This window comes from Salinicoccus roseus, assembly GCF_003814515.1.
In the GTDB taxonomy this organism is placed as follows: Bacteria; Bacillota; Bacilli; order Staphylococcales; family Salinicoccaceae; genus Salinicoccus; species Salinicoccus roseus.
Genome location: NZ_RKQJ01000002.1, coordinates 370,875 through 396,463, shown reverse-complemented (window position 1 = coordinate 396,463; position 25,589 = coordinate 370,875). Strand labels below are relative to the sequence as shown.

Annotated in this window: 24 protein-coding genes and 8 tRNA genes; 28 read left to right on the top strand and 4 right to left on the bottom strand. The window is 51.3% G+C overall.

The window, feature by feature from the left end:
- Nucleotides 1-60: 60 nt before the first annotated feature.
- The 25 genes from EDC33_RS09045 (at nt 61) to EDC33_RS08925 (ending at nt 18,330) form a co-directional block, all read left to right on the top strand.
- Nucleotides 61-720 carry a 50S ribosomal protein L25/general stress protein Ctc gene (locus EDC33_RS09045; protein ID WP_124010917.1) on the top strand — a complete coding sequence of 220 codons (660 nt, stop codon included), beginning with the start codon at nt 61-63 and terminating at the stop codon, nt 718-720.
- Between the two features lie 65 nt (nt 721-785).
- The gene (pth, locus tag EDC33_RS09040; RefSeq protein WP_040106327.1) at nt 786-1,358 is read left to right on the top strand and encodes an aminoacyl-tRNA hydrolase; all 573 of its coding nucleotides are present in this window, start codon (nt 786-788) and stop codon (nt 1,356-1,358) included.
- Complete coding sequence (mfd, locus tag EDC33_RS09035) at nt 1,351-4,821, top strand: transcription-repair coupling factor (protein WP_124010916.1); 3,471 nt, start codon at nt 1,351-1,353, stop codon at nt 4,819-4,821. The genes pth and mfd overlap by 8 nt, the downstream gene beginning before the upstream one ends.
- Nucleotides 4,818-5,996, top strand: a complete 1,179-nt coding sequence (locus tag EDC33_RS09030) for a MazG nucleotide pyrophosphohydrolase domain-containing protein (protein ID WP_124010915.1) — start codon at nt 4,818-4,820, stop codon at nt 5,994-5,996. Before mfd ends, EDC33_RS09030 begins: the two co-directional genes overlap by 4 nt.
- Nucleotides 5,986-6,261, top strand: a complete 276-nt coding sequence (locus EDC33_RS09025; protein ID WP_040106324.1) for an RNA-binding S4 domain-containing protein — start codon at nt 5,986-5,988, stop codon at nt 6,259-6,261. Before EDC33_RS09030 ends, EDC33_RS09025 begins: the two co-directional genes overlap by 11 nt.
- Nucleotides 6,262-6,323: 62 nt before the next feature.
- On the top strand, nt 6,324-6,722 hold the full coding sequence (locus tag EDC33_RS09020; RefSeq protein WP_124010914.1) for an FtsB family cell division protein: 399 nt from the start codon (nt 6,324-6,326) through the stop codon (nt 6,720-6,722).
- 86 nt (nt 6,723-6,808) lie between these two features.
- Nucleotides 6,809-7,189, top strand: a complete 381-nt coding sequence (locus EDC33_RS09015; RefSeq protein ID WP_040106322.1) for a S1 domain-containing RNA-binding protein — start codon at nt 6,809-6,811, stop codon at nt 7,187-7,189.
- 57 nt (nt 7,190-7,246) lie between these two features.
- Nucleotides 7,247-8,500, top strand: a complete 1,254-nt coding sequence (tilS, locus tag EDC33_RS09010) for a tRNA lysidine(34) synthetase TilS (RefSeq protein ID WP_124010913.1) — start codon at nt 7,247-7,249, stop codon at nt 8,498-8,500.
- Complete coding sequence (gene hpt, locus EDC33_RS09005; RefSeq protein ID WP_094906415.1) at nt 8,490-9,023, top strand: hypoxanthine phosphoribosyltransferase; 534 nt, start codon at nt 8,490-8,492, stop codon at nt 9,021-9,023. Before tilS ends, hpt begins: the two co-directional genes overlap by 11 nt.
- Before the next feature lie 74 nt (nt 9,024-9,097).
- A complete protein-coding gene (gene ftsH / locus EDC33_RS09000) occupies nt 9,098-11,212 on the top strand; it encodes an ATP-dependent zinc metalloprotease FtsH (RefSeq protein ID WP_229716688.1) in 2,115 nt (704 codons plus the stop codon).
- A gap of 50 nt (nt 11,213-11,262) precedes the next feature.
- Nucleotides 11,263-12,132 carry an Hsp33 family molecular chaperone HslO gene (gene hslO / locus EDC33_RS08995; RefSeq protein WP_040106319.1) on the top strand — a complete coding sequence of 290 codons (870 nt, stop codon included), beginning with the start codon at nt 11,263-11,265 and terminating at the stop codon, nt 12,130-12,132.
- Nucleotides 12,133-12,201: 69 nt separating this feature from the next.
- The gene (gene cysK / locus EDC33_RS08990; RefSeq protein ID WP_124010912.1) at nt 12,202-13,131 is read left to right on the top strand and encodes a cysteine synthase A; all 930 of its coding nucleotides are present in this window, start codon (nt 12,202-12,204) and stop codon (nt 13,129-13,131) included.
- 125 nt (nt 13,132-13,256) lie between these two features.
- Entirely contained in the window at nt 13,257-14,045 is a 789-nt protein-coding gene (folP, locus tag EDC33_RS08985; protein ID WP_124010911.1) for a dihydropteroate synthase, read from the top strand.
- A complete protein-coding gene (folB, locus tag EDC33_RS08980) occupies nt 14,038-14,403 on the top strand; it encodes a dihydroneopterin aldolase (RefSeq protein ID WP_094906094.1) in 366 nt (121 codons plus the stop codon). Before folP ends, folB begins: the two co-directional genes overlap by 8 nt.
- Nucleotides 14,403-14,879 (top strand): 2-amino-4-hydroxy-6-hydroxymethyldihydropteridine diphosphokinase, encoded by a 477-nt coding sequence (gene folK / locus EDC33_RS08975; protein ID WP_124010910.1) that lies wholly within the window; start codon nt 14,403-14,405, stop codon nt 14,877-14,879. Before folB ends, folK begins: the two co-directional genes overlap by 1 nt.
- A complete protein-coding gene (gene dusB / locus EDC33_RS08970) occupies nt 14,872-15,867 on the top strand; it encodes a tRNA dihydrouridine synthase DusB (protein ID WP_124010909.1) in 996 nt (331 codons plus the stop codon). Before folK ends, dusB begins: the two co-directional genes overlap by 8 nt.
- A gap of 12 nt (nt 15,868-15,879) precedes the next feature.
- Nucleotides 15,880-17,367 carry a lysine--tRNA ligase gene (lysS, locus tag EDC33_RS08965; protein WP_124010908.1) on the top strand — a complete coding sequence of 496 codons (1,488 nt, stop codon included), beginning with the start codon at nt 15,880-15,882 and terminating at the stop codon, nt 17,365-17,367.
- A gap of 133 nt (nt 17,368-17,500) precedes the next feature.
- A tRNA-Val gene (locus tag EDC33_RS08960) sits at nt 17,501-17,576 on the top strand.
- Between the two features lie 19 nt (nt 17,577-17,595).
- A tRNA-Thr gene (locus EDC33_RS08955) sits at nt 17,596-17,671 on the top strand.
- Nucleotides 17,672-17,748: 77 nt separating this feature from the next.
- A tRNA-Leu gene (locus tag EDC33_RS08950) sits at nt 17,749-17,832 on the top strand.
- A 26-nt stretch (nt 17,833-17,858) separates the two neighbouring features.
- Nucleotides 17,859-17,933, top strand: a tRNA-Gly gene (locus EDC33_RS08945).
- A gap of 42 nt (nt 17,934-17,975) precedes the next feature.
- Nucleotides 17,976-18,049 (top strand) — tRNA-Arg (locus tag EDC33_RS08940).
- A gap of 12 nt (nt 18,050-18,061) precedes the next feature.
- Nucleotides 18,062-18,135: transfer RNA gene (locus EDC33_RS08935), tRNA-Pro, on the top strand.
- A 24-nt stretch (nt 18,136-18,159) separates the two neighbouring features.
- Nucleotides 18,160-18,232, top strand: a tRNA-Ala gene (locus EDC33_RS08930).
- A gap of 24 nt (nt 18,233-18,256) precedes the next feature.
- Nucleotides 18,257-18,330, top strand: a tRNA-Ile gene (locus EDC33_RS08925).
- Nucleotides 18,331-18,400: 70 nt separating this feature from the next.
- On the opposite strand, the gene pdxR is transcribed toward EDC33_RS08925, so the two are convergent.
- On the bottom strand, nt 18,401-19,735 hold the full coding sequence (pdxR, locus tag EDC33_RS08920; RefSeq protein ID WP_124010907.1) for a MocR-like pyridoxine biosynthesis transcription factor PdxR: 1,335 nt from the start codon (nt 19,733-19,735) through the stop codon (nt 18,401-18,403).
- Between the two features lie 99 nt (nt 19,736-19,834).
- On the opposite strand from pdxR, the gene pdxS reads away from it, so the two are divergent.
- The 3 genes from pdxS to brnQ all read left to right on the top strand — a co-directional run bounded on the left by pdxS (nt 19,835) and on the right by brnQ (nt 22,910).
- Nucleotides 19,835-20,719, top strand: a complete 885-nt coding sequence (pdxS, locus tag EDC33_RS08915; RefSeq protein ID WP_124010906.1) for a pyridoxal 5'-phosphate synthase lyase subunit PdxS — start codon at nt 19,835-19,837, stop codon at nt 20,717-20,719.
- Nucleotides 20,719-21,300 carry a pyridoxal 5'-phosphate synthase glutaminase subunit PdxT gene (gene pdxT / locus EDC33_RS08910; RefSeq protein ID WP_124010905.1) on the top strand — a complete coding sequence of 194 codons (582 nt, stop codon included), beginning with the start codon at nt 20,719-20,721 and terminating at the stop codon, nt 21,298-21,300. Before pdxS ends, pdxT begins: the two co-directional genes overlap by 1 nt.
- Before the next feature lie 284 nt (nt 21,301-21,584).
- A complete protein-coding gene (gene brnQ / locus EDC33_RS08905; RefSeq protein ID WP_124010904.1) occupies nt 21,585-22,910 on the top strand; it encodes a branched-chain amino acid transport system II carrier protein in 1,326 nt (441 codons plus the stop codon).
- A gap of 49 nt (nt 22,911-22,959) precedes the next feature.
- Here the strand turns inward: brnQ and EDC33_RS08900 are convergent, their stop codons facing one another.
- From EDC33_RS08900 to EDC33_RS08890, 3 genes are read right to left on the bottom strand one after another with little or no spacing between them, the layout of a single operon-like run.
- Nucleotides 22,960-23,967 carry an ABC transporter substrate-binding protein gene (locus EDC33_RS08900; RefSeq protein ID WP_124010903.1) on the bottom strand — a complete coding sequence of 336 codons (1,008 nt, stop codon included), beginning with the start codon at nt 23,965-23,967 and terminating at the stop codon, nt 22,960-22,962.
- Nucleotides 23,968-23,993: 26 nt separating this feature from the next.
- On the bottom strand, nt 23,994-24,773 hold the full coding sequence (locus tag EDC33_RS08895; protein ID WP_094906102.1) for an ABC transporter permease: 780 nt from the start codon (nt 24,771-24,773) through the stop codon (nt 23,994-23,996).
- The gene (locus EDC33_RS08890) at nt 24,706-25,548 is read right to left on the bottom strand and encodes an ABC transporter ATP-binding protein (RefSeq protein WP_124010902.1); all 843 of its coding nucleotides are present in this window, start codon (nt 25,546-25,548) and stop codon (nt 24,706-24,708) included. Before EDC33_RS08890 ends, EDC33_RS08895 begins: the two co-directional genes overlap by 68 nt.
- Nucleotides 25,549-25,589: the final 41 nt, after the last annotated feature.

Here is a 25,589-nt window from a genome sequence, read left to right as displayed (position 1 = left end):
ATGGCTATGTGTTAAAAGACGTATTGAAAACTGTCTGTAAATGAAAGGTGGAAATATACCATGGCAAATTTGGCCACAACGAATAGAGAAGGCAAGGCAAAGCGTTCAGAAGTAACTGAACTGCGTACGACAGGGAAAATCCCTGCAATCCTATACGGTTATCAGGTGGAGAACACTCCTGTAGCCGTAGATGAGAATGAGTTCATCAAAGTGATCCGTGAAGTCGGACGTAACGGTGTCATCGACCTCGATGTCAACGGAAAATCGGTTAAGGTGATGGTGACTGAATACCAGTTCGACTCCATCAAGAACCAGATTACACACATCGACTTCGTAGCAATCAACATGAAGTCTGAAGTTACAGTGGATGTAGCGATTGAGGTCGTTGGAGAGGCTGCAGGCGTCAAAGAAGGCGGCGTAATCGAGCACCCGATCTTTGAAGTTTCCGTTACAGCGACACCGGATAACATCCCTGAATCCCTCGAAGTCAATGTAGAAGACATGGAAATCGGAGATACACTCTACGTTTCCGATCTTCGCTCAAAAGGCAACTTCACAATCGAGAACGAAGATGACGAAGCGGTCATTACAGTCGTTCCACCTCAGCAGGAAGAGCCTGAAGAAGACGAAGAAGGCGAAGAGGTTGAAGGCGAAGAATCCGAAGAAGCAGCAGAAGATGCTGAAGAATCTTCCGAGGAAGAGAATAAAGACGAAGAGTAATATCATGTTTGATTACGGCGGTGGACTTCCCATCGCCTTTTTTAACGTTGTATGAGGTGATGGAAATGAAATGCGTGATTGGACTTGGAAATCCAGGGAAGAAGTATGATAATACGAGGCATAATATAGGCTTCATGGCTGTGGACCATATGGCTGATATGCTCGGCATCGAAATGGCGAACAAGAAATTCAAGTGCCTCATCGGTGTCGGCTACCACAAGGGTGAGAAGGTGATGCTCGTCAAACCCCAGACCTTCATGAATCTGAGTGGTGAAGGGGTGCGTCCGCTCCTCGACTATTACAAGGTGGCAGTGGAGGATATCCTGGTGCTGTATGATGATCTTGACCTGCCTGTCGGCAGGCTGCGTCTCAGAAAGAAAGGCAGCGGTGGCGGACACAATGGCATCAAATCACTCAATCAGCATCTGGGGACCGAAAAGTATAAGCGTATCAGGATAGGCATCGACCGCCCGGCACCCGGCGCCTCGATACCTGGCTATGTGCTTGCCAGGTTCCCAAAAAGTGAACAGCCCCTGATAGAAAAGATCATTACACGTACCTCCGAAGCATCGGCTGCATTTTTAACTGAGCCGTTCGAAGAAGTAATGACGGAATATAATGGTGATGTAGATGAATGACAAAGTATCCCAGAGGATCCAGAACGATGAACGCTTCCTTGAGGTCGCCGGACACAAGGATGGATTGAATATGATGGTGACAGGCATCAACGACGACTTCAAGCCTGCCTTGCTGTATGAATTGGTCCAGGCTGAAGACCGGCCGGTGGTCCTCTTCGTCCAGAATAATCATCAGATGGAGAAGTTGGCGAATCCATTGATGGATATGATGGATAATGTCCATACCTTCCCGGTCGGCGACATCATGATAGAAAATCATGCCAAGCAGAGTCCCGAATTTATGAAGTCACGGATGAGCAGCCTGTTTGCTCTGGCCCACAAGGAGCCAGGGCTATTTGTCGTACCTGTGCACGCACTGCTCAAGCCGGTGATGCCGAAAGAGAAGCTGCTCAGCTATGAAAGGACGATCGAGGTGGGCAGCATACTCGATTATGACCAGTTCATCGAGGATCTGGTGAGCCTCGGCTACAGAAGGATGAACCAGGCTGTCCATTTCGGTGAATTTGCAGTACGCGGGGACATCATCGACATATACATGCCGGAACAGCTCGTCCGACTTGAACTGTTTGATGATGAAGTCGATTCACTCAGGTCCATCGATGCGGAAACACAGCGTTCAATCGAAAACATCAGCTCCATCACGATGGAGCCGTATGCGGAATATATCATTGAACGTGAGGAACGCGAGCAGCTGCTTAAGAAGATAGAGACGCTCTATCAGGAGACGCGCGAAAAGCTCGATCAGACAGGCAGGGAAACACTGGATGAATACTATGATACGGTCACGCATCCGGATCAGACCTTCAATCATCTCGTCCACTACAGCCGGCTGCTTACAGATCGTGACATCTCCATACTCGACTATATCAGTGATGAGCACCGCGTCATCATCGATGAAGTGAAGAATATGGCGGCGGCCTATGAGTCGGAGTTCAACTCGGTCAGCAGCTACTATGAGTCGATGGTGGAGGCGGGGCGCATGTTCAAGGGGGGCGGGAACTTCCTGGAAGGTCAGTATGAACGCCTGCTTTCCCTGCCGGGCAGCACCTACTTCACCCTCTTCACAAAAAGCATGCCTGTCGAAATGGGGCATATCGTCAAGATTTCTGTGCGTCCGACTGAAATCTATTACGGACAGTACGACATACTCGCCTCAAACCTCAACAAGATGCTGAATGATGGCTACATGATCAACATCGTCCTCCGTGACGAGGATGAAATCGACAAGACACGCCAGTTGCTGGAAGATTTGAAGATACCGAGCTACATCGAAGAGATTCCAGTCGATTCGGGCATCGTCCTGACCCAGGGAACGTTATCGAAAGGTTTCATACTGCCATTCATGCAAGTGGCTGTACTTGGTTCGAAGGAGCTGTACAACAAGACAGCCCGCAAGAAGAAGCGTGCAAAGAAGATTTCCAACGCTGAAAAGATCAAGTCATATCAGGAACTGAATGTCGGTGACTATGTGGTGCATGTCCACCACGGGGTGGGACGCTACCACGGAATCGAGACGCTTGAGGTCGGCGGCATCCACAATGATTATATGAAGCTCCAATACAAGGGGACCGATCAGCTCTATATCCCGGTCGATCAGATGGACCTCGTGCAGAAATACATTGCGAGTGATGACGGCCAGCCGAAGATGCATAAGCTCGGCGGTACGGAATGGAAGAAGACGAAGGCGAAGGTTGAGGCAAATGTAAATGAAATTGCCGAAGAGCTGATCAAGCTTTATCAGGAAAGAAGCCAGGCCGAAGGTTTTTCATTTTCGGACGATACGGATATGCAGTCGTCCTTCGAAGAGCGGTTCCCCTATGAGCCGACGCCCGACCAGTCGGCATCCATCAATGAAATCAAAAAGGATATGGAATCCCTGCGTCCGATGGACCGCCTCCTCTGTGGAGATGTGGGATACGGCAAGACGGAAGTCGCAATACGTGCAGCCTTCAAGGCGGTGCAGGATGGCAAACAGGTGGCTTTCCTTGTGCCGACGACGATTCTTGCAGCCCAGCACTACGAAAATATGATCGAGCGGATAGAAGATTTCCCAATTAACGTGGATATGATGAGCCGCTTCCGGACTTCAGGTCAGCTGAAGAAGACGAAGGAAGGCCTTAAGAAGGGGACCGTCGACATCGTAGTGGGGACACACAAGATCCTTGGGAAGGATGTCGAATTCAAGGATCTCGGCCTGCTCATCGTCGATGAGGAGCAGCGCTTCGGTGTCCGCCATAAGGAGAAGATCAAACAGCTCCGGACCAATGTGGATGTACTGACGCTGACTGCGACACCGATTCCAAGGACACTGCACATGAGCCTCTCTGGTGTAAGGGACCTCTCCGTCATCGAGACGCCACCTGAAAACCGTTTCCCGGTCCAGACATATGTGCTCGAATACCAGGCCGATTTCGTGCGCGAAGCGATCGAACGGGAGCTCGCACGTGACGGTCAGGTGTTCTATCTGCATAACCGTGTGGACACGATCTATCAGAAAAAGGCACATGTCGAGGCCATGGTGCCTGACGCAGAAGTGGGCGTCATGCATGCGAAGATGAATGAGAAGGAAGTGGAGGAGACGATGATGGCGTTCGTCAACGGCGAGTACGATGTACTCGTCACGACAACGATCATCGAAACGGGTGTCGATGTCCCGAATGCGAACACACTGATCATCGAGGATGCCGACCGCTTCGGACTCAGCCAGCTCTATCAGCTGCGCGGCCGTGTGGGACGGAGCAACCGCATCAGCTATGCCTACCTTTTCCACCAGCCGGATAAGGTGCTGACTGAAGTGGCTGAAAAAAGGCTTGAAGCGATCAAGGAGTATACGGAACTCGGCAGCGGCTTCAAAATCGCGATGCGCGACCTGAATATCCGCGGTGCCGGCAACCTGCTCGGCAAGCACCAGTCCGGATTCATCGATTCGGTAGGCTATGAACTCTATTCCGAGATGCTGGAGACGGCGGTCAAGGAGAAGCAGGGCGAGGCGCCTGAACCGGAGCCGGTGAACATACCGATTGATGTGACGCTGGATGCCTATATCCCGGCATCCTACATTTCACATGAACAGTCCAAGATCGATATCTATAAACGATTGAGGAAAGCCGAGTCCATAGAAGTCGTAAGGGACATTGAAGATGAGCTGCTGGACCGGTTCGGTGACTACCCTGTGGAAGTGGAACGCCTCCTGCAGCTTGTGCGGATCAAGGTATATGCATTGATGTTCGGCATCTATCATGTCAAAGAGGATAAGCGCAATTTCTATCTGCATGTCTCGAAGCAGGCGACCAGCCAGATTGATGGAGAGAAGCTGTTTATGGATACACAGGAATTCGGGCGCATCATGAACATATCCGTACAGGATGGCGAGATGCGCATCACGATTCGAAGCAGGGATGTTTCCCAGCTTGTAGAAATATTGAAGGCAGTTCAGGACAGCAGAATGGAGGAAGCAGTATGAAACGCATTGAAATAATCGGCCTTGGAAGTTCAGATCTCGACCAGATGCCCCTCGGCATCTGGCGCCGACTGGAAAGTGCCGGACGCATACATCTGCGGACGAAGGATCATCCGGCAGTCCAGGCCCTGGCTGCCCGTGGAGTGGATCTTGTGGATTACGACCATCTCTATGAACAGCATGAGACGTTTGAGGCAACCTATGAAGCCATAGTATCGGCCCTTATGGAAGAAGCCGAGCAGGGTGACGTGCTCTACGCTGTACCGGGCCATCCGCTTTTCTATGAAACGACGACGGAACTTCTGATCGAACAGGAGAGGCAGGGGGAAGTGGCTCTGGCAATATCCGGCGGCCAGAGCTTCCTCGATCCGGTCATCACCACCCTCAGGATTCCGGTGAATGAAGGATTCCAGGTGCTTGACGGGACGAGCTTCAAGCCAGGTGAGCTGGATTACCGGAAGCACACGCTCGTTACACAGGTCTATGACCAGTACAGTCTCGGCGAAGCGAAGATATCCCTCCTGGACTATTATCCGGCAGAGACCGAAGCGAAGATTGTGGAGGCTGCGGGCAGCGCAAGTGAACAGGTCTACAGCATGGCGCTTCATGAAATCGACCACTTGGATATACAGAGCAACCTCCTCTGCCTCTACATCCCCCGTGTCGAGGACAGCAGCATGGCACAGCGCGACATTCATCATATGACGGAAATATTTGATACACTTGTCAGTGAAGAGGGGTGCCCGTGGGATAAGGTCCAGACACATGAGTCGATTGAACGCCATCTGATAGAAGAGGCATATGAAGTGATAGAGGCGATCGAACGGCAGGATGATGAGGGAATCGTCGAGGAGCTTGGGGATATTCTCCTGCAGGTCGCCCTCCACAGCGCCATCGGCAAAAAGAATGGATATTTCGACTTCTATGATGTGCTGGACAGCCTGAATGCCAAAGTCGTCAGACGCCATCCGCACGTGTTCGGGGAAGCATCGGTGGAATCACTTGATGACCTGAGCCGCGTGTGGGCTGAGGCGAAGGCGAAAGAAGGCAAGAAGGAAAAGGTGAAATACGAGAAGGCGTATGGTGAAATCGTTCTGGAATGGATGAAGGAGACGATCCATCATGAGCGTCCACTGGAAGATATTATAAAAGAAAGAAGGGATATGGATGAGACTTGATAAATTCCTGAAAGTGTCGAGGGTGATCAAAAGGCGTACACTCGCCAAGGAAATCAGTGATGAAGGCCGGGTTAAAGTCAATGACAGGGCGGCAAAGGCAGGCACGGATCTCTCTGTCGGGGACATCGTCGAGATAGAATTCGGCAGGAAGATCGTCACACTCGAAGTGGTGCAGCTCGAAGCGCATGCGAAGAAGGAAGACGCCGACCGGATGTACAGGATAATAAAAGAACAGAAAATTGAGAAGGATTCCAGTTTTCTCTAGCAAACAGCATGTTTATAGTGTATTTTAAAGATAGACAACGGACAAATTGAGGGTGTGTTGCCGTGAGCAAAGTTGTTAAGGTCATCAATAATTACACTAGAAAACGTGAAAATGAAAAGAAAACGAAACAGGACGAAAATCGTGTAGCAAAAAGGCGTACTCTGCTGTTCGGCAGCATGCTGCTGGTGGTGGCGGGAATCCTGCTCATCGTAGCCTTTAATCAGAAGAACCAGAATCAGCTGATCCATGAAGAGCTGGTCCAGGCACAGGTCGTGCTCGACGAACGCAAAAATGAAGCGGAGGACCTGGAACAGCAGATTAGGCAATTGAATGATGAGGACTATATTACACGTATAGCGCGCAGTGAATTCTTCCTGTCGGAAGAGGGGGAGATCGTCTTCAATCTCTCCGATCTGGAGACGCCTGAAGAGAAAGCAGAAAAAGATGAAAATGGGGAATAGTCATTACAATAATGTAATGATTATTTTTCTTTTTAGTGATATGATAGAAGAAGATTAAATGATAATTGGGAGGATAATATATTAACATGTCAGTTGAAGTGGGCAGTATAGTAAAAGGGAAAGTCACGGGTATAAAGAATTTCGGGGCATTTGTCCAATTGCCGGGCGGCAAGACAGGACTCGTTCACATCAGTGAGGTTGCAGATCAGTATGTAGAGGATATCAATGAGCACCTTAGTGTAGGCGAAGAAGTTGAAGTGAAGGTCCTAACCGTTGGTGATGACGGCAAGATCAGTCTGTCCATCAAAAAAGCGAAAGAACCAAAACCTAAGCCGAAACCGCGCAAGGATCCGTCTCCGGAAGACTTTGAGAAGAAACTTTCAAGCTTCCTTAAGGACAGCGAAGACCGCATGTCTACCATCAAAAGACAAACCGAATCACGCCGCGGTGGAAGAGGCAAAAAATAAATAGATATAGAGACGATTCCAGTAATCGTCTTATTTTATTTTGAGAAGGGTGAGAGTATGGAACTCTTCCGACCATGGGAAAAGGATGACACGGTCGCCCTTGCCATATCAGGCGGGGTGGATTCCATGGTGCTGTATCATCTGCTCAGCACAATACATGCACAGGCCTATGGACGGCTGATCCTCCTCCATGTGAATCATGGCCAGCGGGCTGCTTCAGTTGAAGAGGCGGCATATATAGAAAAGATGGCGCAGCAGGATGGTCATATATGCGAGATTGAAACTTTGAGCATACCTTCTGATGCATTCAGCCAGGAGCGTGCGAGACAAGCCCGCTACCATTTTTTCGATGTGATGATGAAAAGGTATGGCGCTGATGTACTGCTCACCGCCCACCATCTGGATGACCAGTATGAAACGATTCTCCATTCCCTGCTGTCCGGCCGTCATCTGCCTGGATCCATGGGCATCCCTGCTGAGCGGGGAAGGGAAGAGTACAGGATCGTGCGCCCACTGATCAGCGTATCCCGTGAGGAAATCGAAGCATACGCACAGAAGCACGGCGTCGTCCATTTCGAAGATGAGACGAACAGCCGGACCGATTACACGAGGAACTACATCCGGCACCGCCTCATGCCGCCGATTAAGGAAAGCACCAATCTGCAGGAAGCCCATCTGCTCCGTCTGCGTGATGATATGGCGGAGATCGATGATCTTCTCCAGGAGAAAGCGGAGGCTTTTCTGGAAGGTCGGGGGGCGGACCTTCCGCGGAAGGACTTCAACGCGCAGAAGCACATCATCAGGCTCTATATCATGCAGGCCTGGCTCAAGGAGGATGGTGTGGAGCCGAGGCGCCGGTATATCGAAGAGATCATGTCGGTCATCGCATCGGATACGGCAAATGCCTCCTTTGAAGCTGGAGATGTGAGGATTGTCATTTCATATGATCATATCATCAGAAAACAGGGTAAGGGTGAAAATGCAGGTATGATGATGATTGAAGGCGATGGCAGCCATGTCTTCAACGGGTACAGGATCACCTCGAGGCTGGAGCCGCATCAGTATCCGCTCATGGTGAGGACGAAGGAGGCGGGGGACCGCATGCAGTTACCGGGCATCGGCACAAAAAAGCTTTCCCGTATTTTCATAGACGGTAAAGTACCGAGGGATGAGCGGGAAAAAATGCCGGTCATCCTGGATCCGGACCGCCAAATCATTGCACTGGGTGAAATTTATAATATAATGGGTAGCAAGGAAATGAACAGTCGATTACTTATTGAAAAGGAGTTTACGGATGAGCCTGAGAAATGATATAAGCGAAGTTGTATTATCTGAAGAGGAAATTCAAAACATAGCAGAAAGGCTCGGCAGACGTATTACTGAAGACTACGAAGGCAAGACGCCGATACTGGTCGGTCTGCTCAAAGGATCCATCATGTTCATGGGAGATCTGATCAAGTACATAGATACACATCTGGAAATAGATTTCATGGATGTTTCAAGCTATGTGGGAACGAAATCCTCCGGTGAGGTCAAAATCCTCAAGGATCTGTCCACTTCTGTCGACGGGCGCCATGTCATCGTGGTCGAGGACATCATAGAAACAGGCACGACACTGAATTCCATCATGGACCTGATCGAATACAGGAATGCAGCGTCATTGGAAATAGTGACACTGCTGGACAAGCCGATCAACAGGAAGCTTGAAGTTGATGTGAAATACGTAGGAACGGAAATATCTGATGGATTCGTCGTCGGTTATGGTCTGGATTTTGATGAAAAATACAGGAACCTGCCATATATCGGACTATTGAAACCAGAGCTCTACCAGTAAGTCAAAACAGTGGAATAATAGTGTGAAAACATGGTATTATTTCTTTTAGTCGTACTAGAAATGGAGGTTTACGGATGCCTAAGAATGTAGGCCGTAACATAGTGCTGATATTGATATTATCAGTAATAATGTTTGGTATATTTCAAAGTTTCAATGGCGATTCAGCACTTGAGGAGGAACTCCAATATGGAGAATTCCTTGAAGAACTGGATGCCGGTAATATAGAAGAACTCACAATTCAGCCAGAGCAGAACGTATATCTCATCGAAGGCCGTCTAGCCGGCCAGAATGAGCAGGAATCCTTCACCTCTGTGATTCCATACAACAGCACTCAGGACCTGGATCAGATTCTTGAAACAGCAAGAGCCCAGGAAGACTTGAACTTTACAATTGAACCTGCTGAAGAGCAGAGCCCTTGGACAAGCATGCTGTTTACGTTCATTCCGCTGCTCCTGATCCTCTTCCTCTTCCTGTTCCTGATGAGTCAGGCGCAAGGCGGCGGTGGCGGTGGCGGCCGCGTAATGAACTTCGGCAAGAGCAAGGCTAAGCTCTATGACCAGAGCAAGAAGAAGGTCCGCTTCGAAGATGTAGCGGGCGCGGATGAAGAAAAGCAGGAACTCATCGAAGTGGTGGACTTCCTGAAGGACCCACGCCGCTTTGACCGCATCGGTGCGAAGATCCCGAAAGGTGTGCTGCTCGTCGGCCCGCCGGGTACAGGTAAGACGCTGATCGCAAAAGCGGTGGCCGGAGAAGCGGGCGTACCTTTCTTCTCCATCAGTGGTTCCGACTTCGTCGAAATGTTCGTCGGTGTCGGTGCATCCCGTGTACGTGACCTGTTCGAGAATGCCAAGAAGAACGCGCCATGCATCATCTTCATCGATGAGATCGATGCAGTGGGACGCCAGCGTGGTGCAGGCGTCGGCGGCGGTCACGATGAACGTGAGCAGACATTGAACCAGCTGCTTGTAGAGATGGATGGCTTCGGCGAGAACGAAGGCATCATCATGATCGCAGCAACCAACAGACCCGATATCCTTGACCCGGCATTGCTCCGTCCAGGCCGTTTCGACAGGCAGATCCCTGTCGGCCGTCCGGATGTCAAAGGTCGTGAGGCGGTACTCAAAGTACACGCCAAAGGCAAGCCATTCGATGATACGGTGGATCTTGCAGCCCTTGCTGCGAGGACGCCAGGCTTCTCAGGGGCGGACCTTGAGAACCTGCTGAATGAAGCGGCGCTCGTTGCTGCAAGGCAGAATAAAACCAAGATCGATATGCGTGATGTCGATGAAGCGACAGACCGGGTCATCGCCGGACCGGCCAAGAAGAGCCGTGTCATATCCCAGAAGGAACGCAATATCGTTGCATTCCACGAAGCCGGCCATACGGTCATCGGCATGGTGCTCGATGATGCTGATATGGTCCACAAGGTCACCATCGTCCCTCGTGGACAGGCAGGCGGCTATGCAGTGATGCTTCCCAAGGAGGACCGCTACTTCATGACGAAACCTGAGCTCGAAGACAAGATTGTCGGATTGCTTGGGGGCCGTGTTTCCGAAGAGATCAATTTCGGTGAAGTATCCACTGGTGCCCATAACGACTTCCAGAGGTCCACAGGCATTGCACGCAGCATGGTGACTGAATACGGCATGAGTGACAAACTTGGACCGCTCCAATTCGGGGAGTCCAACGGCCAGGTCTTCCTCGGCAAGGATATGCAGTCGGATGCCAACTACTCCGACCGGATCGCCTACGAGATAGACCAGGAGATGCAGCACATCATCAAAACGCAGTATGAACGCTGCCGTGAGATATTGACGGAACACCGTGAACAGCTCACCCTCATAGCAGAAACACTGCTTGTTGAAGAAACATTGGATCGTGAACAGATCGAAGGCCTCTTCTACCATGGCAAGTTGCCGGAGCGCAATTATGACGACAGCCAGACGGAAGATGACAAGATTGGACCATCCTATGAAGATGTCAAAGAAGGCCTGAGCGACCATGCAGACGAAGCGGAATCACGTGATGCGGTTGAAGAGGAAGAAACTTCCCGCTACGATGAACAGCGCAGAGAACAGCCGGTTGAACAGAGGGAATCCCCACAGGAGCGCAGCACTGAGGAAAATCCTTTTGCAGACAGGCAGAGACAGAAGGAACAGCGGTGGGAAGAAGATAACAGAAGAAACTAATGCCAAGTCGCCTCCGGGCGACTTTTGGTGATTTATAAGGAGGAATTCCAATGGACCACCTGATTAGAGGGATTGGAATGAATGATGAAATTCGTATTTTCTCTGTAGATACTACAGAAACAGTAAATGAAGCAGTGGAAAGGCATGGGGCATATCCGACAGCAGCGGCTGCACTGGGTCGTACGATGACTGCAGGCCTCATGATGGGCGCCATGCTCAAGAATGAGGAAAAGGTGACGGTGACCGTCCAGGGCGGCGGACCAATCGGTGCAATCGTCGTCGACAGCAATGCGAAGGGCAAAGTCCGCGGCTACCTTGGGAATCCACAGGTGCATTTCCCACTCAATAATGCCGGGAAGCTCGATGTGCGCCGTGCGGTAGGAACCGATGGATTCGTCAATGTCGCCAAGGATATAGGGTTGAAGGAGCATTTTACAGGCTCCACCGAAATCGTCTCCGGTGAAATCGGAGAGGACTTCTCCTACTATTTCTATGCCAGTGAACAGGTGCCATCCATCGTGGCGCTTGGAGTGCTCGTCAATCCCGACAACACAATCAAGTCTGCCGGCGGCTTCATCATCCAGGTGATGCCTGGGGCAAGTGATGAAACGATGGCCTTCCTTGATGAACGGGCAAAGGAAATGACCCCTGTGTCCAAACTGATCGATCAGGGGCTGTCGCCCCAGGAGATCATTGATGAGGCAATCGGAGGAGAGAATTGGAGAGGACTGGATGAAATGCCGGTGGAATTCGAGTGCAGCTGTTCGAAGGAGCGGTTCATCAATGCGATCGCCTCCCTCGATCCGTCCGAAATCGTCGCCATGATCAAGGAAGATGGCGGAGCTGAAGCGGACTGCCACTTCTGCCGCAATAAAGTATGGATCGAAAAGGAAGAACTGCAGGAGCTCATTACGCATTAAAATTGATTTGGGAAGCTAAAAATGGTATGTTATCCATAGCTAATAAGTAGGGATAAAAGGGAGATTGTTATGAGTAAACTTTATAATAGCATTACAGAAGTCATCGGAAACACGCCACTCGTGAAGCTTAACAACCTGACAGACGACAGCATGGCCGACATCTACGTGAAGCTGGAATTCATGAACCCTGGAAGCTCAGTCAAGGACCGCATTGCCCTTTCCATGATTGAACGCGCTGAAGAAGAAGGCGTATTGACCGAAGGGACGACGATCATCGAACCAACAAGCGGGAATACCGGCATCGGTCTGGCGATGGTGGCAGCAAGCAAAGGATACAAGACCATCCTTGTCATGCCGGACACGATGAGCAAGGAGCGCCGGAACCTGCTCAAGGCATATGGCGCAGAACTCATCCTTACCCCTGGTGCTGAAGGCATGAAGGGTGCAATCAAGAAGGCTGGCGAACTTGTTGAAAAGCATGGCTACTTCATGCCGCAGCAGTTCGAGAACATGGCGAACCCTGAAATCCATGAGCGTACGACAGGCCGTGAGCTGGTTGAGCAGACGGAAGGCCTCGATGTAGCCGGATTCGTTTCAGGCATCGGTACAGGCGGCACGATTTCAGGTGCCGGCAAGGCATTGAAAGAGGCATACCCGGAGCTTGCCATCTATGCTGTGGAACCGAAGGACTCTCCGGTACTGAGCGGGGGCGACCCTGGTCCGCATAAACTCCAGGGACTGGGTGCCGGTTTTGTGCCGAAGACGCTGAATACTGAAATCTATGATGAAGTCATTCAGATCGGCAATGAGGAAGCGATGGAGTGGGCGCGCGAACTCGCAGCCAAAGAAGGCATACTCGGTGGCATCTCCTCCGGTGCGGCAGTGCTGGCAAGTATTGAAGTCGCCAAGAAGCTTGGAAAAGGAAAGAGCGTCATTACAGTATTGCCATCCAACGGTGAGAGATACCTTTCAACACCGCTGTTCAATTTCGAAGGCTGATGCCAGTCATCTTGAATACCATATCCCTTTGGGGGTATGGTATTTTATTTTACCTGGAAGCCATTATATTTCATCACTTATACATGTTATAATATGTCTATTATTGTGGAATAGAGGATGATAGTATGAAACGACTGCAGATAATGGGAATCCTGAATGTCACTCCGGATTCATTCAGCGACGGCGGCAAATATCAGGCTGTGGATGATGCTGTCGAGCGGGCACGGGAGATGGTCGGGGAAGGTGCAGACATCATTGATGTCGGTGGATATTCCACGCGGCCGGGGCATGAGGAAATCAGTGCCGAAGAGGAGATTCGACGGATCGTTCCCGTCATCGAAGCAATCAGGGATATCGGTGTGGATATAGCCATCGACACCTTCCGCGGGGATGTGGCCCGGGCGGCACTCGATGCGGGTGCTACGATGATCAATGACCAGTGGCGGGGCACGTATGATGAAACGATCCTCGATGTCGCCAGCGAATATGAAGTGCCGATCTTCCTGATGCACAACAACACCCATGCCAGCTACAGTGATGTCGTCGAAGACATGATCGAAGAACTGTTGGCCTCCGTGGCCCTGGCAAAAGCGCACGGCGTGAAGGACGATAAGATCTGGCTCGATCCGGGCATCGGATTCGTCAAAACACGCAGTGAGGAACTCACCGTGATGCGCCGCCTGGAAGAACTTGTGGCGACAGGCTACCCCATCCTTCTTGCGACAAGCCGGAAGCGTATGATCAGGGAGCTCGCCGGTGAGGACACCCAGGCATCCGAACGGGATGAAGCCACTGCTGCAACGACGATATACGGCATCGATAAGGGTGTCAGGGCGGTGCGCGTGCACAATGTGGCCCTGAACAGGAAACTTGCAGATGCCTATATGAAGCTCAAGGAGGATATGGATGGATAACATCAGAATCAATGGCATAAAGACATATGCATACCATGGGGTATTCGATGCTGAACGCACACTTGGACAGTTCTTCATTACGGATGTCGTGATGCATCTGGACCTCACCCCTGCTTCCACAACAGACGACCTGAACGGGACCGTCCACTACGGGGAGGCCTACCAGATGATTGAGGAGATCATCAAGGGGGAACCTGTAAACCTGATAGAACATCTTGCCGAAAAAGTGTCGAAAGCACTGTTTGACCAATATGATAAAATAGTAGGGACAGAAGTGACCATCACTAAAGTGAACCCTCCGATAGAGGGAAATTATGATAACGTCAGCATTACTTTGAATAGAAAGCGGGAAGATTAATGGCGGTTGTATATTTGGGACTTGGAAGCAATATGGGGGATCGCAGGGACAACCTGGAATCCGCCATCCAAAAACTTGATGACCATGAAGCGATAGAAGTTGTCAATCGTTCCTCCATCCTTGAAACAGAGCCCTATGGAAAGACAGACCAGCCGAACTTCATGAACATGTGCGTGATGATTGAAACACGTGTATCCCCTCTGGATCTGCTGGAAGTCGTCCTGTCGATCGAACACGATCTGGGGCGTGTCCGGAAGGAAGTATGGGGCCCGCGGACGATCGATATCGACATACTGCTTTATGAGGATCTGGAACTTTCATTGGATGAGTTGAATATTCCCCATGCGGAAATGCATAAGCGCAGTTTCGTCCTTGAGCCCCTGTCGGAAATCGCCGGTGATGTGGTTCATCCGGGAACTGGAAGGACGATAGAAGCAATGAGGAGAGCACTTGAAGCGGGTGAGACGAATGTTTAGGATCGGCGATGTGGAGATGGCCAACAGGGTCGTGCTTGCCCCGATGGCAGGCGTGTGCAATGCTGCGTTCAGATTGACGGTCAAGGAATTCGGTGCAGGGCTCGTCTGTGCCGAGATGATCAGCGACAAGGCACTCCTGTTCGGCAATGAAAAGACGATGAAGATGCTTTATATAGATGAAAATGAACGGCCGATGTCTCTGCAGATATCCGGCGGGGAAAAGGATACGCTTGTGGAAGCGGCCAAATATGTGGATCAGAATACGACAGCCGACATCATAGACATCAACATGGGATGTCCGGTCTCCAAGATCATCCGGTGTGAAGCCGGTGCCCGCTGGCTGCTCGATCCGGATAAGATCTACGATATGGTCAGTGCAGTCGTCGCTAATGTATCGAAACCAGTGACGGTGAAGATGCGCATCGGCTGGGACAGCGATCATATATATGCAGTGGAGAATGCCAAAATGGCAGAGAAGGCCGGTGCTTCCGCCATCAGCATGCATGGCCGCACACGTGAGCAGATGTATGAAGGTGAAGCAGATTGGGACATCATCCGTCAGGTCAAGGAAGCCGTCAGCATTCCGGTCATCGGCAATGGTGACGTCACATCCCCGGAACGTGCGCAGAAGATGCTGGATGAGACCGGTGTGGATGCGGTGATGATCGGAAGGGAAGCGCTCGGCAATCCGTGGATAATCTACAGGACGGTGCACTACCTTGAAACAGGCGAACTGATCGGGGAGCCTGGACTTGAAGAGAAGATGAAAGTGCTCAAGCTCCATATGGACCGCCTGATCACCCTCAAAGGTGAAAAGGTCGCTGTCATGGAGATGCGCAAGCATGCTTCATGGTACCTGAAGAATATAAAGGGCAACGGCAATGTACGCAGGGCGATCAACCAGGCGGAAACAAGAGAGGCAGTTGTCTCTGCGATAGATGGATTCGTTCAGGAACAAATGGAACAACAAAATGAAATGATAGTATAGGAGAGAAAATCAGTGAGTGAAGAAATAAATGATCAGATAACCGTCAGAAGAGAAAAAATGCAGCAGCTCATCGATCTTGGCATCGATCCTTTCGGTGAAAAGTTCGAACGTACAGCCTACACGGATGTACTTAAAGAGGAGTGGGATGCGTTTTCCAAGGAAGAACTTGCAGAGAAGGAAGAAGCATCCGGAACCGTCATTGCAGGGCGTCTGATGACGAAGCGCGGCAAGGGTAAAGCCGGCTTCGCCCACATCCAGGACATCAAGGGGCAGATCCAGATCTACGTGCGTAAAGACCAGGTGGGTGAAGCGGCATTTGAAATCTGGAAGCAGGCAGACCTTGGGGATATCGTCGGAGTCAAAGGTGTAATGTTCAAGACGAACACCGGAGAACTTTCGGTCAAGGCGCAGGAATTCACTCTGCTGACGAAAGCATTGCGCCCGCTGCCGGACAAGTATCACGGCCTGAAGGACGTTGAAGAGCGCTACCGCAAACGTTATCTCGACCTGATTACGAGCGAAGACTCCAAAGATACGTTCATCAAGCGCAGCAGGATCATCCAGGAAATGCGCAACTATCTGAACCAGCGCGGATTCCTGGAAGTCGAAACGCCGATGATGCACACCATTGCAGGCGGTGCACAGGCCCGTCCATTCGTCACACACCACAATGCACTCGATATGGAGCTCTTCATGCGTATTGCGATTGAACTGCATCTGAAGCGCCTCATCGTCGGCGGCCTTGAAAAAGTGTATGAAATCGGTCGTGTATTCAGAAATGAGGGCATATCCACCCGCCATAACCCTGAATTCACGATGATAGAATTATATGAGGCGTATGCAGATTTCCATGACATCATGGATCTGACGGAAGAAATGATCGCCCATATTGCCGAGCATGTCAACGGAACGACGGTCGTCGAATATGGCGGGGAGCAGATCGATCTGACACCAAGGTGGAAACGCGTGCACATCGTGGATGCCATCAAGGAGCAGACGGGTGTGGACTTCTACGAAGTGAAATCTAATGAAGAGGCGCATCAGCTGGCGAAGGAGCACGGCATCGAGGTGCAGGATACGATGAAGTATGGTCATATCCTGAATGAATTCTTCGAACAGAAAGTTGAAGAGACGCTTGTTCAGCCGACATTCGTGTACGGCCACCCGATCGAGATCTCACCACTAGCGAAGCAGAATCCGGATGATCCCCGTTTCACGGACCGTTTTGAACTGTTCATCGTCGGCCGGGAGCATGCGAATGCATTTACGGAGCTCAATGATCCGATCGACCAGAGACAGCGGTTTGAATCACAGGTTGCCGAAAAGGAAGCGGGCAACGATGAAGCACATGAAATGGATGAGGACTTCCTCGAGTCGCTTGAATACGGTATGCCGCCGACCGGCGGACTCGGCATCGGCATCGACCGCCTCGTGATGCTGCTGACCGATTCAGCTTCCATCCGCGACGTGCTGCTGTTCCCTTATATGAGACAAAAATAATGAAAAAATATAATAATGCGCCCAAATATCCATTTGGGTGTATTATTTCCCTATTAAAATCCATTAAAATGTTGACGCGGACGGCTGATATAGGATATTATGAAACAGTCGTGATTGAGCAACACATCTTTCAGGAGAATTAGCTCAGCTGGGAGAGCATCTGCCTTACAAGCAGAGGGTCGGCGGTTCGAACCCGTCATTCTCCACCATTTAAAACTTAATGATTCAGCCGGTCTAGCTCAATTGGCAGAGCAACTGACTTGTAATCAGTAGGTTGGGGGTTCGATTCCTCTGGCCGGCACCATCTGATCTGCAAGAAGTCATACTCCAGTTGACAGATGACGGAAATCAAACGGGGATATCCTCCTCTATATCATATATGCGGGTGTGGCGGAATTGGCAGACGCGCTAGAATCAGGATCTAGTGCCTTTAACGGCGTGGGGGTTCGAGTCCCTTCACCCGCATCATATATTCAATTTCATAATACTAAGCGGAAGTAGTTCAGTGGTAGAACACCACCTTGCCAAGGTGGGGGTCGCGGGTTCGAATCCCGTCTTCCGCTCCATTATTTTTTAAGCGGTCATGCCGTTTTATTTTTTTGTTTCATGCGCCCGTAGCTCAATTGGATAGAGCGTTTGACTACGGATCAAGAGGTTAGGGGTTCGACTCCTCTCGGGCGCGCTCAATAACTTACGGGAAGTAGCTCAGCTTGGTAGAGCACTTGGTTTGGGACCAAGGGGTCGCAGGTTCGAATCCTGTCTTCCCGACTCTTATTTTCATATTTACATCATGGGGGCTTAGCTCAGCTGGGAGAGCGCCTGCTTTGCACGCAGGAGGTCAGCGGTTCGATCCCGCTAGTCTCCACTTTCATTTTCAATTACATAACAGGGGCCTATAGCTCAGCTGGTTAGAGCGCACGCCTGATAAGCGTGAGGTCGGTGGTTCGAGTCCACTTAGGCCCACTCAAAAGACATGGAAATATCCATGTCTTTTTATTTTGCACCAATTGGGCTGATTTGCGGTCGTTACGCCTCAAACACCTGCTTCCTCGAGGAAACGGTCCAGTATGTCGATTATCTCCCGGGTGTCCTTTTCCCCGATACCCACAATGATGGTGTCTCCGAGGTCCCTTTCATAGGAATAGACGTTGCCATGGACCAGTCTATGATTGTCTGCCGCTTCTTCAAGATCCATCCCGGGGATCCTGATGATGAAGTGCATGCCTGTATGTTCCCCGTGTATTTCAACATCATGATGCGCTGCAATCCATGTGGTGATGGCCTCCATCTTCTTCCGGTAGACTTTCCGCATCCTGTTGATGTGCCGGGTCAGGTAGCCCTGTTCCATGAAGCGGGCGACGATGTGCTGCATCTGCCGGGGGACATTGCACGAGAGCTCCTTTTCATAATAAAGCTCTGCAAGTGAGGCTGGCAGCACCATGCAGGAGAGCCTGAGGGAAGGATAGAGGGATTTCGAAAATGTACTCATGTATATGGTGCGGTCGTTCTGGTCGAGCCCTTGGAGGGAAGGCAGAGGCCGTCCCGTATACCTGAACTCACTGTCGTAGTCGTCTTCGATGATGAAGCGGTCATTGCTGCTCGCATGGTTCAGCAGCTGGATGCGCTTCTGGAGGGACATGACCGCACCGCTCGGGAACTGGTGGGAAGGGGTCACATGTACGACCGGATTGGCAAGGTCGGCAACCTGATCGACATCTATGCCGTCCTCAAGCACCTGGGCCGCATCCGTGCCACTGTCGAGCCGCTCAAGCACTTTGCGGATGACGGGGTACCCGGGGTCCTCGATCGTCATCTCCGGATACTGGAGCAGGTACATCAGCTGTTCCAGCAGGAATTCCGTCGAAGGGCCGATGAAAATCTGGTCTGTGGAACATGTGACCCCCCGGTTGATGTTCAGGTAGTGCCTGATCTGCTCCTTCAGCACCGTTTCTCCACTCTCCTCCCCTTTATTCAGCAGTTCGTCATCTGAATAGACTTCCCTTGCGATCTGCTTCAGGACGTCGCTCTGGACGAGTGTCGTATCGATGGTGCCAAGGGGGAGGGTGTAGCTTTTCTTTTCGGGTCGTCTGATTTCCGGTGTGGTGGCCGATGCCACCTGCTTCAGCTGTTCAATCGCGGATACATAGAATCCGCTCTTCTCCCTGCTGTAGATCAGGTCTTCATCCAGCAGCAGGTTATAGGCATGTTCGATCGTCGTCTGGCTGATCGAAAGGTCCGCCTTCAGCTGCCTTTTGCTCGGAAGCTTCTCATCGTTTGCGAGTTCTCCCTTCAGTATCTGCTCCTTCAGTGCACTGTATAGTTGTTCGAAGAGTGGTGTCTCCGACTGCCTATCCAAATTGATCAGCATAATCTGACCCCCTAAAATTATTCTGAACTGATACTTCTAAGTATTCAGATTTAATTTTATACTATTCCAATATAATATCAATAGAAGGAGTCGTTATAGATGCAGCAGACAGGTACTGAAAAAGTTAAAAGAGGAATGGCGGAAATGCAGAAGGGCGGCGTCATCATGGATGTCGTCAACGCAGAACAGGCGAAAGTCGCCGAGGCGGCAGGTGCCGTAGCAGTCATGGCACTGGAGCGTGTACCTTCCGATATCCGTGCAGCAGGCGGTGTGGCAAGGGCATGTGACCCAAGGATCGTCGAAGAGGTGATGAACGCCGTCTCCATCCCGGTCATGGCGAAATGCAGGATCGGCCACATCACGGAAGCCCGTGTACTGGAAGCGATGGGCGTCGACTACATCGATGAATCCGAAGTGCTGACACCGGCAGATGAAGTCTTCCACCTGAAGAAGGATGACTATAAAGTGCCGTTTGTATGCGGCTGCCGAAACATCGGTGAAGCGGCAAGGCGTATCGGAGAAGGTGCAGCCATGCTCAGAACGAAAGGGGAGCCGGGTACAGGCAACATCGTGGAGGCGGTGAGGCATATCCGCATGGTCAACCAGCAGGTCCGCCAGATCACTGTAATGAGCGATGACGAGCTTATGACCGAGGCGAAGAACCATGGTGCACCATATGATATCCTGAAGGAAATCAAGGAACTCGGTAAAATGCCGGTCGTCAACTTTGCAGCAGGCGGTGTCGCAACACCACAGGATGCGGCACTGATGATGGAACTTGGTGCAGACGGCGTGTTCGTCGGTTCCGGTGTATTCAAATCGGATAACCCTGAGAAGTTCGCCAAAGCGATTGTGGAAGCAACGACCCACTATCAGGACTACGAACTGATCGGAAAGCTTGCGAAGGAACTCGGTACAGCGATGAAAGGCCTCGACATCAACCAGCTCTCCCTCGAAGACAGGATGCAGGAGCGCGGCTGGTAATGAGGATCGGTGTACTTGCCCTGCAGGGGGCTGTGAGGGAACACCTTCAGATGGTCGAGGCATGCGGTCAGGAAGCGGTCGCCATCAAGCGTGTCGAAGAACTCACGGACATTGACGGTCTCATCCTTCCCGGAGGGGAGTCTACGGCCATACGGCGCCTCATGGATCGATATGGCTTCACAGAAGCACTGAGGGAAAGTGAATTGCCGATGTTCGGCACCTGTGCCGGGGTCATCCTGCTCGCTGAAAGGATCATCGGTCAGGAAGGCGGACATCTAGGCAAACTCGACATCACCGTCGAACGCAATTCATTCGGCAGGCAGGTGGACAGTTTCGAGGTGGCACTCGATATTCTCGGTCTCGAGGAAAAGGCGCATGCGGTCTTCATCCGGGCACCCCACATCGATGCTGTCGGTGAAGGCGTGCAGGTGCTGTCCAAGGTGGGGGAGAAGATCGTCGCAGTGCGTTCCGACCGCCATCTCGGCATTTCATTCCATCCAGAGCTGACCGATTCTCTCGTCTTCCATAAGTACTTCATCGATATGGTCGGGGAGAACATGGCTAAAGTAGTAATGGCATAAAATTAAGTGCAGGGCTCATTTTGAGCTCTGCACTTTTTTTGACTTGAAATTCATCAAATCTATTTGTCCATCATATTGACAATATTTATAAAAGTCATATAATTGGTGAGGTGTTTTCATATCATCTTATCAACAGATGGCTCCCGTATGGGGAAGGAGCCTGTCATATTATCCATATGGAACGGATTTTCAAACTGATGGGGATCAGGGGAATTATCGAGAGGAGTGCCGCGGCATGACTGCCGTCCTTAAAATGGTGCTTTTTTTATTCTAGGAGTGTTCTGATGAATCGTTTAACATTAATTTCCGGCCTGATGCTTTTTTCATTGTTCTTTGGGGCGGGCAACCTGATATTCCCTCCGATGCTCGGGCATAAGGCAGGTGTCGAAATGTGGCCGGCGATGGCCGGTTTCATCGTCACGGGTGTGCTGCTGCCTTTTCTCGCGGTGGTTGTGGTAGCCTATTTCGATGAAGGTGTGGAGCGCATGGGCAGGCCTGTCCATCCTATATTCGGCATGGTGTTTGCTGTTCTGGTCTATCTGTCGATCGGTGCATTGTACGGCATACCGAGAGCGGCGAATGTGGCGTATGAGGTGGGGACTGCGAATCTCCTGCCAGTTCATGATGCATCTACACTTATCGGCTTTTCTGTCGTTTTCTTCCTCATCGTCTTCATGGTCGCATTGAACCCGGCGAAGATCGTCGACAGCATCGGGAAGTATTTGACGCCCATTCTGCTTGCAGCAATCGCACTGCTTTCAATATTTGCAGTCTTCCGCCCGGAAACGGGCCTGCAGCCGGCCCGGGAGGAGTATGGCATTACTCCGATGGTATCCGGCATACTGGAAGGCTATTTCACGATGGATCTCATCGGGGCCCTGGCATTTTCGATGGTGATCATCAGCGGGCTCAAGTATTCGGGGGTCACCGACAGGAAGGGCATCGTTTCCCACGTCCTGAAGGCCGGATTGATCTCCTCCGTGCTGCTCACGGTGATCTACGTGGCGTTGGCCTACATCGGCGGGACGACAGCACGCGGTGGCTATGAGAATGGGACTGACATCCTTACATACAGCTCGATGCGCCTTTTCGGCAGTTCCGGTGACCTGATCTTCTCTGCCATCGTCGTCGTGGCCTGCCTGACGACATGCATCGGTCTGGTCAATGCGTGTGCCGCGTTCGGGTTCAGGCATTACAGCAGGATTCCATACAAGGTATATGTCTTCATCTTCACTGGTGGCGGATTCCTGTTTACGACGCTTGGCCTGAACACGATCCTTTCCCTGGCGGCGCCTCTGCTTACGTTTCTTTACCCGGTAGCGATCGTATTGGTCGTGGTGTCGTTCATGAACATGTTCATCCATTTCGAAATGAAGTATGCCTATATTCTTCCTGTCGTGATCACGATTCCGATTTCCATAATGGATATCATCCATACTAGCGGCCTGTTGAAAATGGAGGCCATTTCGACCATGTACATGGCACTGCCGCTGTCTGAAGTGTCGCTCGGGTGGCTGCTGCCCTTTGCAGTAATGACGGTGGCCGGGCTCGCTGCCGACTGGAGAAGGGGAAGCCGTATCGAGTCGGTGGAGCACCAGACGGTCTATTGAGCAAGTAAAAGGAAGGGGGAGCATAATGCTCCCCCTTCCTTTTTTGATTCTATTCCTCTTCGAGTACCGCATCCAGATACTCTCTGTTCACGAGTCCTTCGACATCATCGGATGGAATATAACCCGCTTCCATGCTGATGGTCGCCATCTCCTGGATTACATCTTCGTTGATTTCATATGCCGGATTCAGACGGTTGCTGGCTTCGAGCGTTTCATCAAAGTCGAGGGTGTTGCCTGTAATCTCTTCTATATGGTCGACGAAGATCTGTACCGCTTCTTCATTGTTGTTTTCAATGAAGTCGATGGCTTCAAGGTGTGCCCTCAAATACTCCTGTGTAAGTTCAGGGTTGGCGTCTGTAAATGTATTATTCGCAGTGACGACCGTCGTCGTCAGGTCGGTGCCCCACGCAAACTCTTCTTCATCAAGCAGGATGGATGCATTGGCCTGGTTCTCCAGGAATACGCCCCAAGGCTCCTGGGTGGCTGCTGCATCGACATCATCCTGCAGGAAGAGGGTGGAAGTATCGGCAGGTGCCTGTGGTACGAGGCTCACTGTGCCGCCTGCGTCTTCAATGTTCAGACCGACTTCCTGAAGCTCCTTGCGGAGCATGATGTCCTGAGTGGAGCCGATGGTCGGCACGGCAACACGTTTACCGTCGAGGTCTTCAACACTTTCGATTCCGGAGTCTTCTGCTGTCGCGAGTACGGCGCCTCCATTGACGGCGCCTGCAATGATTTCATGTCCTGCGTTGCGCTGGTATGTCGTCGTGGCAGGTGTCGGCCCGACTGTCCCGATGTCGAATTCGTCGGTGGACAGTGCTTCCATGAAGGCACTGCCATTCGGGAATGTCATCGTATCGATGGTGACCTCCTCTCCGAATGCTTCTTCAAAGTAGCCGTTCTCCAACGCAACGATGGTTGCGATATGCGTAAAGTTCGGGAAGTATGCGATGCGGACTTCATCTGCCGTTTCTTCGGCACTGCTGTTTTCTTCGCCGCCGCATCCTGCGAGGATGAGGAGCAGCAGGGCAGTGAGTACAGGTAGAAATTTTTTCATATTGGAATTCCCCTCCATGCTGATTTTTAGGTTCCGAGTCCCCAGCGTCTTGAGACGGAACGTTCCATCCTCAAGAAGACCTGGTTGTCGATGATGGTGCCGATGATGCCGATGACGATCATGATGGACAGCACAAGGTCCATTGCCTGGATCGATCGTCCAAGATCGAGAAGGTGACCGAGTCCGCCGGCTGCACCGAGCAGTTCACCGGCCATGATGGCCCGCCATGCGAATGCCCATGCAACACGCAGTCCCGATATGATGTGCGGGACGGAGGCGGGTATGATGACGGTCCGCACCAGATGGGTGCCTGAGGCCCCGAGTGTACGGGCGGCATCGATATAGATGCTCGGGACGTTCTTGAATCCGGCACTTGAGTTGACGGTCATCGTCCACGTCGCTCCAATGGCGACGATGAACAGGATGGCCACATTCCCTAGGCCGAACCATACGATGGCGAGCGGGAACCATACGATGCTCGGGATGGACTGGAGTGCCGTTACGAAGAATCCGAGTGTATCATCGACCCATTTGTAGCGGGCGATGAGGAATCCGAATGTAAGTCCGAGTATGACGGCAATGAAGAATCCGATCAGGAGCCTTCCAAGGGTGATGCCGGTGGCTTCGAGGATCTGGCCGGAAAGTATGCCGGTTACGAGGGTCTTGATTACAGTCACCCCTCCCGGATCATTTGGGATGATCAGGGGAGGAAACATGAATGTCGGGAAGAACTGCAGTTTAGATATGACTTCCCATATCGCTATTATCACGATCACGAACGTTATCCGTCTTAAAACGGTAGTCATCGCCGAATTCCTCCTTCAATACCTTATTCATCTCTTCTTCCAGTTCCGCCATGACACCCTTTTCCAGATCGACGATGACACTGTCTGAAGGATTGCGTGGGCGTGAAGCCTGGACGGTGAATGATTTCTTGATGGTGCCCGGCCGTGTACTCATCAGAAGGACGCGGTCGGATAATGTCAGGGCTTCTCTGATATTGTGGGTGATGAAAAGTATCGTTTTTCCCGTCTTCTGCCAAATGTCCTGGAGTTCCTGATGCAGGACGAGGCGTGTCTGTTCATCCAGTGCTGCAAATGGTTCATCCATCAGCAGGACGTCCGGATCCATGACGAGCGCACGTGCAATCGCCACTCGCTGCTTCATGCCCCCGGACAGTTCATGCGGATAGGCACTGGTGAAGTTGCCGAGGTGGACCATGCGCAGACCTTCCATGGCCTTCTCCTCAGCCTCCCCTTTGCTCATCTTCTTGATCTTCAATCCATATGTAACGTTCTCAAGCACTGTCATCCATGGGAAGAGCCCGCCTTCCTGGAAGACTACGACCCGATCGGTACCCGGGCCGGTTATCGGTGTATCATTGACCTTCAGTTCCCCTGAAGAAGGATGGCTCAACCCGGCTATCAACTTCAGTATCGTCGATTTGCCGCATCCTGAGGGTCCGAGTAGGGAGACGAATTCCCCCGCTTCAATACTGAAATCGATGTCCTGAAGCACAGGGAGAATTTCATTCTTTCCTTTGGTGAAGGACTTGTTCACGTTCTTCAAATCGACTTTCATTGCATATCAACCCTCCGTATAATTCTGACTTTCATTATATG